The 16,276-nt window shown below is 65.9% G+C and carries 15 protein-coding genes; 6 read left to right on the forward strand and 9 right to left on the reverse strand.

The genetic code is table 11. From position 1 onward, the window contains the following. The first annotated feature begins 222 nt into the window (after nt 1-222). The 3 genes from acnA (at nt 223) to PMES_RS14260 (ending at nt 6,386) form a co-directional block, all read left to right on the forward strand. On the forward strand, nt 223-3,000 hold the full coding sequence (gene acnA, locus PMES_RS14250) for an aconitate hydratase AcnA (protein ID WP_159966395.1): 2,778 nt from the start codon (nt 223-225) through the stop codon (nt 2,998-3,000). Between the two features lie 278 nt (nt 3,001-3,278). Next, a complete protein-coding gene (mdeB, locus tag PMES_RS14255) occupies nt 3,279-5,915 on the forward strand; it encodes an alpha-ketoglutarate dehydrogenase (protein WP_236549816.1) in 2,637 nt (878 codons plus the stop codon). Nucleotides 5,916-6,164: 249 nt separating this feature from the next. After that, nucleotides 6,165-6,386 (forward strand): hypothetical protein, encoded by a 222-nt coding sequence (locus tag PMES_RS14260; RefSeq protein WP_159966397.1) that lies wholly within the window; start codon nt 6,165-6,167, stop codon nt 6,384-6,386. A gap of 57 nt (nt 6,387-6,443) precedes the next feature. Here PMES_RS14260 and PMES_RS14265 read toward each other — a convergent pair whose 3' ends face one another. The 9 genes from PMES_RS14265 to yajC all read right to left on the reverse strand — a co-directional run bounded on the left by PMES_RS14265 (nt 6,444) and on the right by yajC (nt 12,748). After that, the gene (locus PMES_RS14265) at nt 6,444-6,983 is read right to left on the reverse strand and encodes a DsbE family thiol:disulfide interchange protein (RefSeq protein WP_159966398.1); all 540 of its coding nucleotides are present in this window, start codon (nt 6,981-6,983) and stop codon (nt 6,444-6,446) included. After that, nucleotides 6,976-7,128, reverse strand: coding sequence for a heme exporter protein CcmD (gene ccmD, locus PMES_RS14270; RefSeq protein WP_159966399.1), 153 nt, complete (start codon nt 7,126-7,128; stop codon nt 6,976-6,978). Before ccmD ends, PMES_RS14265 begins: the two co-directional genes overlap by 8 nt. Beyond that, nucleotides 7,128-7,856, reverse strand: a complete 729-nt coding sequence (locus tag PMES_RS14275; protein ID WP_159966400.1) for a heme ABC transporter permease — start codon at nt 7,854-7,856, stop codon at nt 7,128-7,130. The genes ccmD and PMES_RS14275 overlap by 1 nt, the downstream gene beginning before the upstream one ends. A 92-nt stretch (nt 7,857-7,948) precedes the next feature. Then, entirely contained in the window at nt 7,949-8,605 is a 657-nt protein-coding gene (gene ccmB / locus PMES_RS14280; protein WP_159966401.1) for a heme exporter protein CcmB, read from the reverse strand. After that, nucleotides 8,602-9,264: a heme ABC exporter ATP-binding protein CcmA gene (gene ccmA / locus PMES_RS14285; RefSeq protein ID WP_236549817.1), complete on the reverse strand. Its 663-nt coding sequence runs from the start codon at nt 9,262-9,264 to the stop codon at nt 8,602-8,604. Before ccmA ends, ccmB begins: the two co-directional genes overlap by 4 nt. After that, nucleotides 9,261-9,626 carry an Mth938-like domain-containing protein gene (locus tag PMES_RS14290; protein ID WP_159966402.1) on the reverse strand — a complete coding sequence of 122 codons (366 nt, stop codon included), beginning with the start codon at nt 9,624-9,626 and terminating at the stop codon, nt 9,261-9,263. Before PMES_RS14290 ends, ccmA begins: the two co-directional genes overlap by 4 nt. A gap of 127 nt (nt 9,627-9,753) precedes the next feature. Then, on the reverse strand, nt 9,754-10,722 hold the full coding sequence (gene secF / locus PMES_RS14295) for a protein translocase subunit SecF (protein ID WP_159966403.1): 969 nt from the start codon (nt 10,720-10,722) through the stop codon (nt 9,754-9,756). Between the two features lies 1 nt (nt 10,723). Continuing rightward, nucleotides 10,724-12,385: a protein translocase subunit SecD gene (secD, locus tag PMES_RS14300; RefSeq protein WP_159966404.1), complete on the reverse strand. Its 1,662-nt coding sequence runs from the start codon at nt 12,383-12,385 to the stop codon at nt 10,724-10,726. 36 nt (nt 12,386-12,421) lie between these two features. Next, nucleotides 12,422-12,748: a preprotein translocase subunit YajC gene (yajC, locus tag PMES_RS14305; protein ID WP_159966405.1), complete on the reverse strand. Its 327-nt coding sequence runs from the start codon at nt 12,746-12,748 to the stop codon at nt 12,422-12,424. 188 nt (nt 12,749-12,936) lie between these two features. Between yajC and PMES_RS14310 the strand changes: the two genes are divergently transcribed. The 3 genes from PMES_RS14310 to serS all read left to right on the forward strand — a co-directional run bounded on the left by PMES_RS14310 (nt 12,937) and on the right by serS (nt 16,202). Beyond that, nucleotides 12,937-14,190 carry a PQQ-dependent sugar dehydrogenase gene (locus PMES_RS14310; RefSeq protein ID WP_159966406.1) on the forward strand — a complete coding sequence of 418 codons (1,254 nt, stop codon included), beginning with the start codon at nt 12,937-12,939 and terminating at the stop codon, nt 14,188-14,190. Continuing rightward, the gene (locus PMES_RS14315) at nt 14,187-14,768 is read left to right on the forward strand and encodes a c-type cytochrome (RefSeq protein WP_159966407.1); all 582 of its coding nucleotides are present in this window, start codon (nt 14,187-14,189) and stop codon (nt 14,766-14,768) included. Before PMES_RS14310 ends, PMES_RS14315 begins: the two co-directional genes overlap by 4 nt. Nucleotides 14,769-14,912: 144 nt before the next feature. After that, complete coding sequence (gene serS / locus PMES_RS14320; protein ID WP_159966408.1) at nt 14,913-16,202, forward strand: serine--tRNA ligase; 1,290 nt, start codon at nt 14,913-14,915, stop codon at nt 16,200-16,202. Nucleotides 16,203-16,276: the final 74 nt, after the last annotated feature.

The following is a 16,276-nucleotide window of genomic DNA, read 5'->3' on the forward strand; positions in this document are numbered from 1 at the left end:
CAGTGCCGGTGATCCCGGATACCGTGTTACGAAACCCGGCACGGCTCGGCCAATCAAGGTTTTGCGAGAACCCGCACGCGCCCTTGCCGCGAAGCGTTCCCCTTGTGCTACACAGTTTGGTGTGCGATGGTATACCAAATGCGGCTTCACCCTTGAAGAGAAGGGGCGCTTGCTGCATCACGGTGACAAATTCAGCCCTTTGCAACCCAGGAGATCTATTCCATGACCATCCAGGTCGGACAGGACAGTGCCAAGGCCCGCAAGACGCTCGACGCGGGCGGCCAGACCTTCTCTTACTACTCGATCGATGCCGCGCAGGATGCCGGCCTCGGCGATTTCTCCCGTCTCCCCGTCGCGCTGAAGGTGGTTCTGGAGAACCTGCTGCGCTTCGAGGATGGCAAGACGGTCACGACCGACGACATCAAGGCCTTCGCCGATTGGGCGTCGAACGAGGGGCGCACCAACCGCGAGATCTCCTACCGCCCTGCCCGCGTCCTGATGCAGGACTTCACCGGCGTCCCGGCAGTGGTGGACCTTGCCGCGATGCGCGACGGGATCGTGGCGCTCGGCGGTGACGCGCAGATGATCAACCCGCTCAACCCCGTCGATCTCGTGATCGACCACTCGGTGATGATCGACGAGTTCGGCAATCCGCGCGCCTTTCAGCACAATGTCGAGCGCGAATACGAGCGCAACATCGAGCGCTATACCTTCCTTAAATGGGGCCAGAAGGCGTTCAACAATTTCCGCGTGGTCCCGCCCGGCACCGGCATCTGCCACCAGGTGAACCTCGAATACCTCGCCAAGACGGTCTGGTCCGACGAGGATCAGAACGGCGAGACGGTCGCCTATCCCGACACGCTGGTCGGCACCGACAGCCACACCACCATGGTCAACGGCGCGGCCGTTCTTGGCTGGGGCGTCGGCGGGATCGAGGCCGAGGCCGCGATGCTGGGCCAGCCCATCTCGATGCTGATCCCGGAGGTCGTCGGCTTCAAGCTGAGCGGCGCGATGCCGGAGGGCACCACCGCGACCGACCTCGTTCTGAAGGTCGTTGAAATGCTGCGCGCCAAAGGCGTGGTCGGCAAGTTCGTCGAGTTCTACGGCGACGGGCTCGACAATGTGCCGCTCGCTGACCGTGCCACGATCGGCAACATGGCGCCCGAATACGGCGCGACCTGCGGCTTCTTCCCGATCGACGACGAGACGATCCGCTACCTCACCCAGACCGGTCGCGACGAGAAGACCCTCGCCCTGGTCGAGGCCTATGCCAAGGCGAACGGGATGTGGCGCGATGCCGGCTATGATCCGGTCTATACCGACCGGCTCGAGCTCGACATGGGCACCGTGGTTCCCGCGATCTCCGGCCCCAAGCGGCCCCAGGATCACATCGCGCTCGACAGCGCGGCAGGCGCCTTTGCCGAATACGTGAAGGGCGTGCGCGAGGGCAAGGATGCCTCCGCCAATGCCGAGATCCGCTGGGAGGGCGAAGGCGGACAGCCCGAGCCGCGCGACATCCCCGGCGACGAAGGCCATCACCAGCGCGGCTACGTGGCCACCGATGACGGGCATTACCAGCTGCATGACGGCTCGATCGTGATCGCGTCGATCACCTCCTGCACCAATACGTCGAACCCATACGTGATGATCGGCGCGGGGCTCGTGGCGCGAAAGGCGCGTGCGCTCGGCCTCGATCGCAAACCGTGGGTGAAGACCTCCCTCGCCCCCGGAAGCCAGGTCGTTTCCGCCTATCTCGAGGCCGCCGAGTTGCAGGACGATCTCGATGCGATCGGCTTCAACCTCGTGGGCTACGGCTGCACCACCTGCATCGGCAACTCCGGCCCGCTGGAGCCCGAGATTTCGAAGGCGATCAACGACTACGACCTGATCGCGACCTCGGTGCTGTCGGGCAACCGCAACTTCGAGGGCCGGATCAGCCCCGATGTGCGCGCCAACTACCTCGCCTCGCCGCCACTCGTGGTGGCCTATGCGCTCGTCGGCGACATGAATGTCGACATCACCCGTGATCCGCTGGGCCAGGACCGCGACGGCAACGATGTCTACCTCAAGGACATCTGGCCCTCGCAATCCGAGATCGCCGAACTGGTCGAGAAGACCGTCACCCGCGAGGCCTTCCAGAGCAAGTATGCCGATGTCTTCGAGGGCGACGAGAAATGGCGCGCCGTCGAGACCACGGACAGCCAGACCTATGACTGGCCCGCGCAATCGACCTACGTGCAGAACCCGCCCTATTTCCAGGGCATGTCCAAGGAGCCGGGGACCATCTCCGACGTCAAGGATGCGCGCGTGCTCGCGCTTCTGGGCGACATGGTGACCACCGACCACATCAGCCCCGCGGGATCGTTCAAGGAATCGACCCCTGCCGGACAATACCTCATGGAGCGGCAGGTGCCGGTGCGCGAGTTCAACTCCTATGGCTCGCGGCGCGGCAATCACGAGGTGATGATGCGCGGCACCTTCGCCAATATCCGCATCCGCAACGAGATGCTGGACGGTGTCGAGGGCGGCTACACCAGGGGGCCCGATGGCGAGCAGAAGCCGATCTTCGACGCGGCGATGCAGTATCAGGAAAACGGCACGCCCCTCGTGATCTTCGCCGGGGAGCAATACGGCGCAGGCTCGAGCCGTGACTGGGCCGCCAAGGGCACCGCGCTGCTGGGCGTCAAGGCGGTGATCGCCGAGAGCTTCGAGCGCATCCACCGCTCGAACCTCGTCGGCATGGGGGTCATTCCCTTCGAGTTCACCGGCGGCGACACGCGCAAGACGCTCGGGCTGACGGGCGAGGAGACGGTCTCGATCAGCGGTCTCGAAGGCGACCTGAAGCCCGGCGCGATGGTGCCGTGCGAAATCACCTATTCCGACGGAACGACCAAGGCGATCGAGATCAAGTGCCGGATCGATACCGCCATCGAGAAGGAATATATCGAGCATGGCGGCGTTCTGCATTACGTGCTGCGCGACCTCGCCAAGGCGTCCTGAACCGGAGGCCACGATGCGGCCCTCCGGGGCCGCAACCGGACAAGAACGGGGGAGCGCCAGATCGGCGCTCCCTTTTTGCTCGCGGCATTCCTGCCGTGACTCGCGCCCCGGTTGGCACGGGATGCCAAGGCGCCCCGTCATGCCGTTCATATCGTCCATCATTTGCCGCGATGGCCGCATCATTCGGCATCTGCCGCCACGGATTATGCGCTACGTCTGGATGCAGTGATGCAGACACGGCGCCCCCTTCGGCGGGCGCGCAGAACGAGGGCAGCAGCGTGGCGGGCAGGCTTGACGATTTCGACCCCGAGGAAACCGGAGAGTGGATCGAGGCGCTCGAGGCGCTTCATGAGGCCGATGGTCCCGAACGCGTGCGATACATCATGGACCGTCTGCTCGAAACGGCCCGCGACAATCGGCTCAGCCTGATCTCGCGCCCCGTGTCGGCCTACCAGAACACGATCCCGACCACGCGGCAGGGCCGCTACCCCGGCGACCTGGCGATCGAGGAGCGTCTGACCGCGATCTTGCGCTGGAACGCCCTTGCGATGGTGATCCGCGGCAACGAGGCTTACGGCGGCCTCGGCGGGCATATCGCCTCCTATGCCTCGGCGGCGGAAATCTTCGAGACGGGGTTCAACCACTTCTTCGACGCCGAGGACATGGTCTTCTTCCAGCCGCACTCGGCACCCGGCGTCTACGCGCGCGCCTTTCTGGAGGGGCGGCTCTCCGAGGATGATCTCGACAGGTTCCGCCAGGAGGTCGGCGATGCGCCCGGCCTGCCCTCCTATCCGCATCCATGGCTCATGCCCGATTTCTGGCAGTTTCCCACCGGGTCGATGGGGCTCGGCCCGATCAGCGCGGTCTACCAGGCCCGTTTCATGCGCTACATGCAGGCGCGCGGCCTCGCCCGAACCAACGAGCGGCATGTGTGGGGGGTGTTCGGCGATGGTGAGATGGACGAGCCTGAATCGATCGGCGGCCTCACCCTCGCGGCGCGCGAGAAACTCGACAACCTGACCTTCATCGTCAACTGCAACCTGCAGCGTCTCGACGGTCCGGTGCGCGGCAACGGACAGATCATCCAGGAACTCGAGAGCCTTTTCCTCGGGGCGGGCTGGAACGTGATTAAGGTGCTCTGGGGGACCGAGTGGGACGGGATCTTCTCCGCCGATCGCCAGCAGGTCCTTCTGCGCCGTTTCGCCGAGACGGTGGACGGCCAGTATCAGAATCTCGGCTCAAAGGATGGCGATTACAACCGGGCCAGCTTCTTCGGCACGGATCCCGAGAGCGCGGCCCTCGTGGAGCATCTGACCGATGAAGAGATCCACAAGCTCAAGCGCGGCGGGCACGACTTCCGCAAGCTTCATGCCGCCTTCGCCGCCGCCAGGGCGCATAAGGGCCAACCGACAGTGATCCTCGCCAAGACCAAGAAAGGGTACGGGATGGGCGGTGCCGGTGAGAGCCGGATGATGGCCCACCAGGCGAAGAAGCTCGATTTCGATGCCCTGCGGGAATTCCGCGACCGGTTCGATCTGCCGCTGACGGATGCCGACCTGAGGGAGGTGCGCTATCACAAGCCCGCTCCGGACAGCCCCGAGATGCGCTACCTCGCCGCCCGGCGCACAGCGCTGAACGGTCCGCTGCCGCGGCGGCGCCAGAGCGCGGCCAGCCTGCCCGCCCTGCCCGAGCTCGCCAGCTACGGCACGTTCGCCCTCGCCGCCGACGGCAAGCCCATGTCGACGACCGTTGCCGCGGTCCGCATGATGAACGGGATGCTGAAGGCCGATGAGCTTGGCCCCCGCATCGTGCCGATCGTGGCCGACGAGGCACGCACCTTCGGAATGGACAACCTTTTCCGGCAGGTCGGCATCTACTCTCCCGAGGGGCAGCTCTACGAGCCGGAAGATGCAGGCTCGATGCTCTATTACCGCGAGAAGTCGGACGGGCAGCTTCTCGAGGAGGGGATCACCGAGGCCGGTGCCATATCGAGCTGGACGGCGGCGGCGACTGCCTACTCCACGCATGGCGTCGCCCTGCTTCCGATCTTCATCTTTTATTCGATGTTCGGCTTTCAAAGGGTTGGCGACCTGATCTGGGCAGCCGCGGATCAGCGTGCCCGCGGCTTCCTGCTCGGGGCGACGGCGGGGCGCACGACGCTTTCCGGCGAAGGGCTCCAGCATCAGGATGGCTCTTCGCAGCTTGCCGCCGCGACCATCCCGACCTGCCGTGCCTATGATCCGGCCTATGCCTACGAGTTGGCCGTCATCCTGGAGGCCGGCACACGGCGCATGATCACCGAGCAGCGCGACGAGTTCTACTACGTGACCGTGATGAACGAGGCCTACGCACAGCCGTCGATCCCGGAGGCGCCAGGCATCCGCGCGGGCATCCTCGCGGGAGGCTACAGCCTGCCGCGTACCGAGAGCGGGACGGCCGCGGTGCGCCTCCTGGGCTCGGGCGCGATCCTGCCGCAGGTCGTGGAAGCCGCCGAGCGGCTCGCGGCCGAGGGGATCGCGGCGGAGGTCATCTCCGTCACCTCCTACAGCGAGCTCGAGCGCGGCGCCCGCGAGGTCGAGCGCGCGCGAAGGCTCGGCGACGAGTGCGCAGGCAGCCATCTCGAGACCCTCCTGCCCGGAACGGCGCCGGTGATCGCCGCCACCGACTACGTTCGGGCCGTTCCCTCGCTGATCGCGCCCTACCTTTCGGCACCGATCACCGTTCTGGGCACCGACGGGTTCGGCCGATCGGCGACGCGCGCCGCGTTGCGCGCTTTCTTCGAGGTGGACGCGGCCTCCATCGCACTCGCGGCGGCGCAGGCGCTGGCGCGGCGCGGCGCGCTGCCCGACGGCGTTCTGGCGCGTCTGCGCGCGACCGTGGCGTCCGATCCCGGCAACCCGCCCTGGCGGGCCTGATACGACGGCCCGGCAGCCTGCGCCTCCTCCCCTGATCATGGCAGGGTCATTTTCCCCAGCCCGAATTTTCTCTGTCCTGAATTGTGGCCAAATCTAGGCCATTTTGCGCCGAGCTTGTGCAGCGCGCTCGACCGAACCTGTATTTTAGGCTAGGGTCGAGTTACAGAATCGATATGAGAACCGGTCAATTTTCGGCCGATCGACCTGTAACCCACGGTCCAGCGCCTCCTCATTAATCTTTTGGAGACGATGGTCGATCAAATTGACGATTACGACCGCGCGGTCACTGAAACAGTTCGTTTCCTCGCATCTCGCCTCAAAGACCCAATATTTTTGACATATTCTTTTCAGGTGACGCCAATGAAACTCAATGAATTCCGGGCAGTTTTGCGTCGATCCAAGCTTCCGGTTCCGATGTTGGAAAGCCTTCTGATCTGCGCCGGCGTCGTCGCGCTGCTGATTTGGGGGTGATCTGATATCCCCACGCCCCGCCCCCGGAACATTCGGGGACGGGGGCCGGCGCGGCGCTCAGCTGCCGGCGGCTTGCGCGAGGGCCGGCCTGATCTGGGCCTCGATGACACGCTGCGTGATCGGGCCCGCGAAGCGCAGCACGATCTGCCCTTCGCCATCGATGACATAGGTCTCGGGAACACCGTAGGCCCCCCATTCGAGCGCCATGCGCCCGCTGGCATCGGCGGAAACGGCGGCGAAGGGGTTGCCGAGCTCCTGCAGGAAGCCGATCGCGTTGTCAGGCTTGTCCTTGTAGTTCACCCCGTAGATCGGGATGCCCTCTTCGGCCAGGGCGATGAGGTTCGGATGCTCGACCCGGCAGGGCGCGCACCAGCTGGCCCAGATATTCACCATCTTGACCCCCGGCTCATCGAGCAGATCGCGGGTGAACTCAGGGTAGTCCCCAAGCGGCGTCAGCTCCATCTGCGGCGCGGCCTGCCCGGTCAGGGAGGAGGGGAGCGCGTCGGGATCCTCACGCTGCATCCCGGCATAGAACAGTGCGGCAAGCCCCAGGAACAGGGCCGGCGGCGCGATCATGAGAAGCGGAATCCTAGCCATTGCGGCGTCTCCCTTCGGCGGCGGCAAGATCGCGGCGCGCCTTGCGGCTGCGGCTCCAACTGGCGAAGACGATCGCGCCGAGCAGCGCGAAGCTCCCGGCATAGGCCGCCGTCACCTCGAACGCGTATTTGCCAAGATCGGGCATCAGGCCATCCTCTCGCGAAGTTGCAGGGCGTGAAGGCGCCTGAGACGAATCTCGGTCCGGGTCCGGACGAGGACGAGTGCCAGGAACAGCAGTACGAAGCCGGCCATGGTCACGAGCACGGGATAGAAGAAGATGTCGGCGACGTTCTTCTCCTTGTCGAGGCTCAGCGATGCGCCCTGATGTAGGCCCTGGTTCCAGAAGTTCACCGCGTAGCGGCTCAGCACCGCGAAGACCGACCCGACGAGACAGAGGATCGAGGTCAAATCGGCGGCCGTGTCCGGATCGTCGATCGCCGTCCAGAGCGCCATGTATCCCAGGTAGAACAGGAACAGGATCAAGAAGGAAGTCAGCCGCGGATCCCATGCCCACCAGGTGCCCCACATCGGCTGACCCCAGATCGCCCCCGTCAGCAGCGCGATCAGCGTCATCGTCACCCCCACCGGGGCGGCCGCCTTGGCGACGAGAGCGCTGACATGATGCCGACGGATCAGCCAGATCAGCGAGCCGAGCAGCATTGCGCCCCAGGCGTTGATCGCCATCATCGCGGCGGGGACATGAAGATAGAAGATCTTGACCGTCGACCCCTGACGGTAGTCGTCCGGCGTAAAGAAGAAGCCCCAGACAAGGCCGATCACGAGCAGGAGCAGCGACAGGCCGGACAGGGCCGGCACCAGCGGCGCGGTGACCTTCATGAACTTGGCGGGATTGGCGAAAGACCACAGGGACATGGGAACAGGCTCTAGCTTTCGATGGGGGCTGCGCGCAAGATGGTGGCACGCAACTGTGAAGGCGCCAAGGGGCGCGGTGTGGCGTATGAGGCTCAGCGCATGTTGATCCGCAGGGCCGCGGCCGCCGCGAGGGGCGCCAGCGCGAGGCAACCGGCGGTGATCGCGCCGAGCAGCAGCAGCGCGGCCCCCGCCGCCAGTCCTTCGGCGCCACGCCGCGCGACCTCGGCGCCGAAGATGAGCGTCGGAATATAAAGAGGCAGCACCAGTAACGAAAGCAGCAGGCCGCCGCGTTTGAGTCCCACGGTGAGCGCGGCGCCGAAGGTCCCGATCAGGCTGAGCGCGGGGGTGCCGATCAGCAGCGACACGAAGATCGGCCAGTATCCGGCGGCGGGCAGGTTCAGAAGGATGCCGAGCGCCGGCGCCGCGAGCGTCAGTGGAAGACCCGTGGTCAGCCAGTGCGCGAGCGCCTTTGCCGCGGCGACCCCTTCGAGGGGCACGGGCGCGGTCGCCAGAAGCTCCAGCGTGCCATCCTCGCGGTCGAGGGCGAAGAGCCGGTCGAGCGACAGCAGGCAGGACAGCAGCGCGCCCATCCACAGGATGCCGGGCGCCACGAGGGCGAGCCGTCCGCTTTCGGGGCCGATCCCGAAGGGAACCAGAACCGTGACGATGAGGAAGAAGGCCAGCGCGAGACCGAAGCCGCCGCCCGACCGGAAGGCAAGCGCGAGATCGCGCAGCACCAGAGCGCTCATGCGAAGGCCTCGCCATCGGCATCATCGTCGAATTGTGACACCGGGATCGCTGCGCGGCCGTGCCTTTCACTTGCGCGGAACGGCGTCAGATCAAGGGTTTCCGCTTCGAAGTCAAAGTCGATATGGGTTGCGATCAGTGCCGAGCCACCTTGCGCGAGATGCGCCCGGACCGCCTGCCCGAACAGCGCCACGCTGGGCCGGTCGAGCGAAACCGTCGGCTCGTCCAGCGCCCAGATCGGCCGGCCCGTGACAAGCAGGCGCGCCAGTCCCAGGCGGCGCCGCTGTCCAGCCGACAGATGCTGCGCCGCCCGGTCGCGCAGGGGGCGCAGGTCGAAGGCATCGATCGCCTCGGCGGCCCGTCCGGTCCGTCCGTAGATACCGGCCCAGAAGGCGAGGTTCTCGGCGACGGTCATGGTCGGCTTCAACCCGTCGGCATGGCTTGCATAGGCGATGGCGTCGGCGGGCATCACGATGCGTCCCGCGAGAGGCGCCTGCAATCCGGCGACGGTGCGCAGGAGCGTGGTCTTGCCGATGCCGTTCGGGCCGCGCAGGATCAGTGCCCGGCCGGGGAGCAACCGGAACCCCACCCCCGAGATCACCGCGCGCCCGCCGCGCGCGATGGCGAGATCGGCAACCTCGAGGATGGCGGAGGCGCTCACGCGGGGCGCGGCAGGGCACGCAGAGCGGCACCGACGCGGCGCCCCTCGCTCAGCAGCACGTTGTAGGTGCGGCAGGCCGCCGGCGAGGACATCGCCTCGATCCCGAGCCCCGCCTCCTCGAGCTTCGCGCGCAGGCTGGCCGGCAGGTGGGCGATCTCCGCTCCCGTCCCCATGAAGAGCACGTCGATCTTGCCGCGCGCGGCAAGGAGCGGCGCGGCATCATCGTATCCGCCCCAGTCCTGAACACCGCCCGGCAGGATCAGGCAATCGCCGTGGATCAGCTGCCCGCCGACGCGAAAGAAGCCCGGCCCGTATCCCTCGACCGGCAATCCATTCTCGAAATTCACTTCGTTGAGGCGCATCGCGCTTCCCTTCGGGTCAGATATGGCCGGCCCAGAATGGCAGAACCCGAGCCGCTGGTACAGGCGCGGCCCGGCGGGAACTGCCCATCCGGCTCTGCCCTCGCCGGGCCGTGCCAGTGGCCCGTGTTCAGGCGTCGATATCGGCGAACTGGTTGCCCGTCGTGTCGTTTCCCTTGCTCCAGTCGCGCTTGACTCCGAGGAAGAGCACGACATTCTTGGCCACGAAGACCGAGGAATAGGTGCCGACGACGACGCCCCAGGTGATCGCGAAGACGAAGCCGCGGATCACGTCTCCGCCCAGTATGAGCAACGCGATCAGCGCCAGAAGCGTCGTGCCACTGGTCATCAAGGTGCGGCTCAGCGTTTCGTTCACGCTCAGGTTCATGACATCGCGCAGCGGGGTCTTCTTGTACTTGATCAGGTTCTCGCGCAGCCGGTCGAAGATCACGACCGTGTCGTTGATCGAGTAGCCGATGATGGTCAGGATCGCCGCGATCGTGGCGAGATCGAACCGGATCTGCAGCGCCGAGAACACCCCGATCGTGAGGATCACGTCGTGAAAGAGCGCGGCCACCGCGCCCACGGAGAACTGCCACTCGAACCTGAGCCAGATATAGAAGAGGATCGCCGCGAGAGCCGCCGCGACCGCGATCATGGCCGTGCGAATGAGCTCGCCGGAAACCTTCGGTCCGACGCTCTCGACCGAGGGGAAGGTGATCGTGGGATCGACCTGCTGCAGGGCGGCCTCGACCTCGGCGATGGTGTCGCCGGTCACGCTTTCCTGCCCATCCTGCGCCTGGATGCGGATCATCGCGACATTCTCATCGGCGGCGAAGCCCGGATCGAAGACCTCGGAAATCACCACGTCGCCCAGATCGAGCGGCGCGATCGCATCGCGATAGGCGCCGATCTCGACGGCGCCGGTGCTTTGCGTCCGGATCGTCGTGCCGCCCCGGAAGTCGATGCCGAAGTTCAGGCCGACGAGCGCCCAGACCGCGAGCGAGAGCAGCATCGCCACGATGGAGGCGCCGAAGGTCAGCTTGGCGTATTTGAAGAAATCGAAGTTCGTCTGGGCGGGAACGAGTTTCAGGCGCATCTCAGACCTCGATCGTTTTGGGGCGGCGGCGTTCGAACCATGTGACGATGATCAGCCGCGTGACGTAGATTGCCGTGAAGACCGAGGTCAGGATGCCGATCCCGAGCGTGACCGAGAAGCCGCGCACCGGGCCCGATCCGAGCACGAAGAGGATGACCGCGATGATGAAGGTCGTGATGTTGGCGTCGATGATCGCGCTGAGCGCCTTCTCGTAGCCCAGCTCGATGGCCCGTGCCGGACCGCGCGCGGTCTTGAGCTCCTCGCGGATGCGCTCGAAGATCAGCACGTTGGCATCCACCGCCATGCCGATCGTGAGCACGATGCCGGCGATGCCCGGAAGGGTCAGCGTGGCGCCGATCACGCTCAACAGCCCGAAGAGCAGGAAGACGTTCAGGATCAGCGCGATGTTGGCAAAGATACCGAAAAGACCGTAGCTCAGCGCCATGAAGACCAGGACCCCGGTGAAAGCGATGATCGTGGCGATGCGGCCCGCATCGATGCTGTCCTGTCCCAGTTCGGGACCGATGGTGCGCTCTTCGAGAAAGACCAGCTCCGCCGGCAGGGCACCGGCGCGCAGCAGGATCGCGAGCTGCGTCGATTCCTCGACCGTGAAATTGCCGGTGATGATGCCCGATCCACCCGGGATATGGCTTTGAATCACGGGGGCGGAGATCACCTCGTCATCGAGAACGATGGCGAAGGGCGCGCCGATATTCTCGGCGGTGTAGTCGCCGAACTTGCGAGCGCCCGAGGGATTGAAACGGAAGTTCACCGCCGGGCGGCCGTTCTGGTCAAAGGCTGGCTGCGCGTCGGTGAGCTCCTCGCCGGTCACGACGGGGGTGCGGGAGATGACGTAGAAGACGCCCTCCTCCTCCATCGCCGGCAGGACCGCGTTGCCCGCGCCGGCGGCCTGATCGGCATCCGCGCTGCGCCCGATGACGGGGTTGAAGGTCAGCTGCGCGGTGGTGCCGATGAGCGCCTTCAGCTCGGCGGCGCTGCCGATGCCGGGCACCTGGATGAGGATCCGGTCGGTGCCCTGCCTCTGGATCGTCGGCTCGCGCGTGCCGACCTCGTCGACGCGGCGGCGGATGATCTCGAGGCTCTGGCGGATGGTGCGATCGTCGGTGGAGGCCTGTTCGGCCTCCGAGAGCTGCACCGTGATCTCGGCGCCGCTCCCGGCAACCTCGATGTCCGAGGCGCCCGCCCCGGTCAGGCTGGTGACCGGGCGTGCCAGTTCGCGGATCAGCTCCAGCGCGCGGGGCATTCCCTCCGGGTTCGACAGCCTCAGACGCAAGGTGCCGTCATCGGTATCGACACGCCGGAAGGTGCCGACATCGCCGCGCGCATCGCGCAGCACGTTGCGCACCTCGGGCCAAAGCCCGTCCATCCGGTCGGCATAGACCTCCTCGACCTTCACCTCGGCCAGAAGATGGGCCCCGCCACGCAGGTCGAGCCCGAGATTGACGAGGCTCGAGGGCAGGAAGTCCGGCCATTGCGACGCCGCCTCGAGGCGCTCGGGCGTCGCGCCGAGCTTCTCGATCTCGACGAGAGCGTCATTGTGTTGCTCGACGCGCGAGTAGAAGGCGTTGGGCATCGCCAGCACCAATCCGAGGGCGATCAGCCCCCAGATCACCACCCGCTTGAACAGTGGGAATTGCAGCATGATCGCTCCAGCGCCTCAGACAGGTTTCACCGCGGCTCAGCCGGCGGCGGTGGGTTCGGTCTTGTTGAGAACCTGCGCGATGGTCCCGCGCAGCACGCGGACCTTGACGCCCTCGGCCAGCTCGACCTCGACCTCGCCGTCTTCCTTGACCTTGGACACCTTGCCGATCAGCCCGCCGGCGGTGACCACCTGGTCGCCGCGACGCAGCGCCTCGATCATCTTCTGATGCTGCTTGGCCTTCTTCTGCTGAGGGCGGATCAGGAGGAAATACATGATCGCGAAGATCAGGATCAGCGGGATGAAGCTAGCGAAAGCGCCGCCGGCGCCCCCGGCCGCTTGCGCATAGGCAGGCGTGGCAAACATGGAGTGATGTCCTTCGGTTCTGGAGGGCGCACCGCGCCCCCGGCCAGTTCGGCGCAGACCCTATATCCGGGTCGGCGCATTGGCAAGCGAGCGGGCGGAGACCGCTCCGGTGGTCTATATTGACCTGACGTAAAACGGCCTCCAGTCTTTTCGCGGTCGGCATTGACTGACGAAGGGGAGGAAAACTGATGAAACGATATCTTGCGGGCGCAGCAGCCATCGCCGTCGCCGCCGGCGGTGCTTATGCGCAGAACGCGGAGGTTCCCGACAATCTCGAGAAATTGTCGAATTTCCAGTCGACGGGCACAACCGAGTTCACGACCATCGAGCAGGGCGGAGATTTCGCCGAAGGGATCAAGAAGACCCTCGAGAAGATCACCCTGCCCGACGGGTTCAAGATCGAGCTTTATGCCATCGTGCCCGATGCGCGCCACATGGCCGTCGGCCCGCAGGGCATCGTGACCTTCGTGGGTACCCGCAAGGACAAGGTCTGGGCCGTCACGGACCGCAACAAGGACCGTGTCGCGGACGAGGTGAAGGATTTTGCCCCCTCGCTGCAATTCACCATCCCCAACGGGCCCTGCTTTGGGGATGACGGCTTTCTCTACATCGCCGAGCAGAACCGCGTGCTGCTGTTCCCGGCGGCGGAGTTCTTCTACGAATCGCCCGATGTGGCCGCCTTCAACCTCGTGGCGCAAGGCGAGCTGATCCCGCCCGACGAGGAATCGTTCAACCATACCGCGCGCGTCTGCAAGATAGGGCCCGACGGAATGATCTATATCTCGCTGGGCCAGCCCTTCAACGTGCCGGCCCCCGAGAAGATGGAGAAATACAACAAGCACGGGATCGGCGGCATGATCCGCATGAACACCGATGGCACGGGGCGCGAGGTCTATACCCGCGGCATCCGCAATTCGGTCGGGCATGACTTCCATCCCGAAACGGGCGAGCTGTGGTTCACCGACAACCAGGTGGACGGGATGGGCGATGACATCCCGCCCGGCGAGATCAACCGCCAGACCGCCGCCGGCCAGAACTTCGGCTTTCCGTGGTATGGCGGCGGCAGCACCCGCACCAACGAGTACAAGGACGAGGAGGTGCCCGCCGACGTGGTGATGCCGGCCTCCGAAACGGTGGCGCATGCCGCCGATCTGGGGATGGAATTCTACGACGGCGGCATGTTCCCGCCCAAGTACAAGAATGCCATCTTCTCCGCGCAGCACGGCTCCTGGAACCGCACCACGCCGGTGGGCGCGCGGGTGATGGTCACCTTCATCGACGATGAGGGCAACGCCGCGACCGAACCCTTCGCGGAGGGCTGGATCGACGAGAACGGCGAGTATCTGGGGCGCCCCGCCGCGGTGGCCGAGCTTCGCGACGGATCGCTGCTGATTTCGGACGACCTGGCCGGCGCGCTCTACCGGATCAGCTACGAGAAATGAGCCTTCGCGCCCTCATCGTCGCCGGCGGGGTTTTCCTCGCCGGTGCCGCTTCGGCGCAGGATCTGCCGCAAGGGGATCCGGCCGAGGGCCGCAAGCTGGCGAACATGTGCCGCACCTGCCATGGCATCGACGGCTTTGCGAAAATCCCGATCGCGCCGCATATTGGCGGCGAGCCCGCTGGCTATATCGCCGCGCAGCTCACCGCCTTTCGCAGCGGCGCGCGGATGCACGAGATGATGAGCGTCGTCGCCGCGAGCCTGAGCGACCGGCAGATTGCCGATGTGGCCGCCTGGTATGGCGCGCAGCAGGTCAGCGCATCCGTGCCCGCCGGGGCGGACCCCGCGCCCGCGCCCTGTGCCGCATGTCATGGCGAGGACGGCATCGCCGTGGTCGAGGACGCGCCCAATCTCGCGGGCGAGACCAACATCTACATAGACACGCAGCTCAAGGCCTTCCGGGGCGGCAAGCGTGAGCACGAGGTGATGAGTCCCATCGCGGCCGAGCTGACGGATACGGAAATCCGCGCCTTTGCCGACTGGTATGGCGCGGTCGAGCTGACGATCACATCGCCCGAGTGATGGCCCGCCCCGCTTCGCGGCGGGCGGCGGCGCGGGGCCCGGGCCTGAGGCCCCGGCATGTGGGCAAGGCGGGGCCGGTCATTGGTTCCGCCGGGGCGGGAAATCGGTCATAACACGGCGACTCGAACCACAGGACCGCAGAACATGCACGATATCCGGATCATTCGCGATGACCCCGCCGCCTTCGACGCCGCTATGGCCCGCCGGGGCCTCGATGGGATCTCGGAGCAGGTTCTGCGGATCGACGATGCGCGCCGGGCCGCAATCCATGCCGCCGAAACCGCCAAAGCTGAACAGAACGCGGCCTCCAAGAAGGTCGGCGCGGCGAAGGCATCCGGCGACGAAGCCGAGTTCGAGCGTCTTCGCGCTCTCGTCTCGCAGAAAAAGAGCGAACTTGCATCCCTCGAGGCCGAGGCAAAACAACGCGATGGCGAGCTGACGACGCTGCTGATGACCTTGCCGAACATCCTCGACGCCGAGGTGCCTGCAGGGCGCGACGAGGCGGACAATGTCGAGATCCGCCGTTGGGGCACGCCCGCCGAGTTCGATTTCACGCCTCGCGAGCATTACAAGCTCGAGGCGGCAGCCGGGCTCGACTTCGAAACGGCCGCGCGGCTCTCCGGCGCCCGGTTCGTCGTCATGCGCGGCGCGATGGCCCGCCTCCACCGCGCGCTCGCGCAGTTCATGATCGACATGCATGTCGACAGGCATGGTCTCGAGGAGACGAACGCGCCCGTCCTTGTGCGCGATGAGGCGATGCTGGGCACCGGGCAGTTGCCGAAATTCGCCGAAGACAGCTACGAGACGACGAATGGCTGGTGGCTGATCCCCACATCCGAAGTCACCCTGACCAATTCCGTGCGCGAGCAGGTGCTCGAGGCCGCCGCGCTTCCACTGCGCCTTACCGCCCATTCGCTGTGTTTCCGCTCCGAGGCCGGCAGCGCGGGAAAGGACACGGCCGGGATGCTGCGCCAGCACCAGTTCGAGAAGGTCGAGATGGTCTCGATCACCAGCGCCGCGCAGAGCACGGACGAGCACGAGCGGATGACCGGCTGCGCCGAGGCGGTCCTGCAGGCGCTCGGCCTTCCCTTCAGAACGATGCTCCTGTGCGAGGGGGATACCGGCTTCGGTGCGCGCCGCACCCACGACATCGAGGTCTGGCTTCCCGGTCAGAACACCTATCGCGAGATCTCCTCGGTCTCGAACATGGGCGACTTCCAGGCTCGCCGGATGCCCGCACGGATGCGTCCCGACGGCGGCGGCAAGCCCGAATTCGTCCATACGCTGAACGGATCGGGCCTTGCGGTCGGGCGCTGCCTGATCGCGGTTCTCGAGAACGGACAGCGCGCCGACGGCTCGGTGGCCCTGCCCGAGGCACTGCATCCCTGGATCGGCGGCAAGACCGAGATCACCGCCTCGGGCAAGCTCGCCTGAGAACGCGAACGGCTCGGAACGGCGGAGGCTCCTTCGCCATTGCCGAGCCGCCACGCACCGCTATCTTGCCCACG

It is taken from the genome of Profundibacterium mesophilum KAUST100406-0324 (assembly GCF_009835145.1).
In the GTDB taxonomy this organism is placed as follows: Bacteria; Pseudomonadota; Alphaproteobacteria; order Rhodobacterales; family Rhodobacteraceae; genus Profundibacterium; species Profundibacterium mesophilum.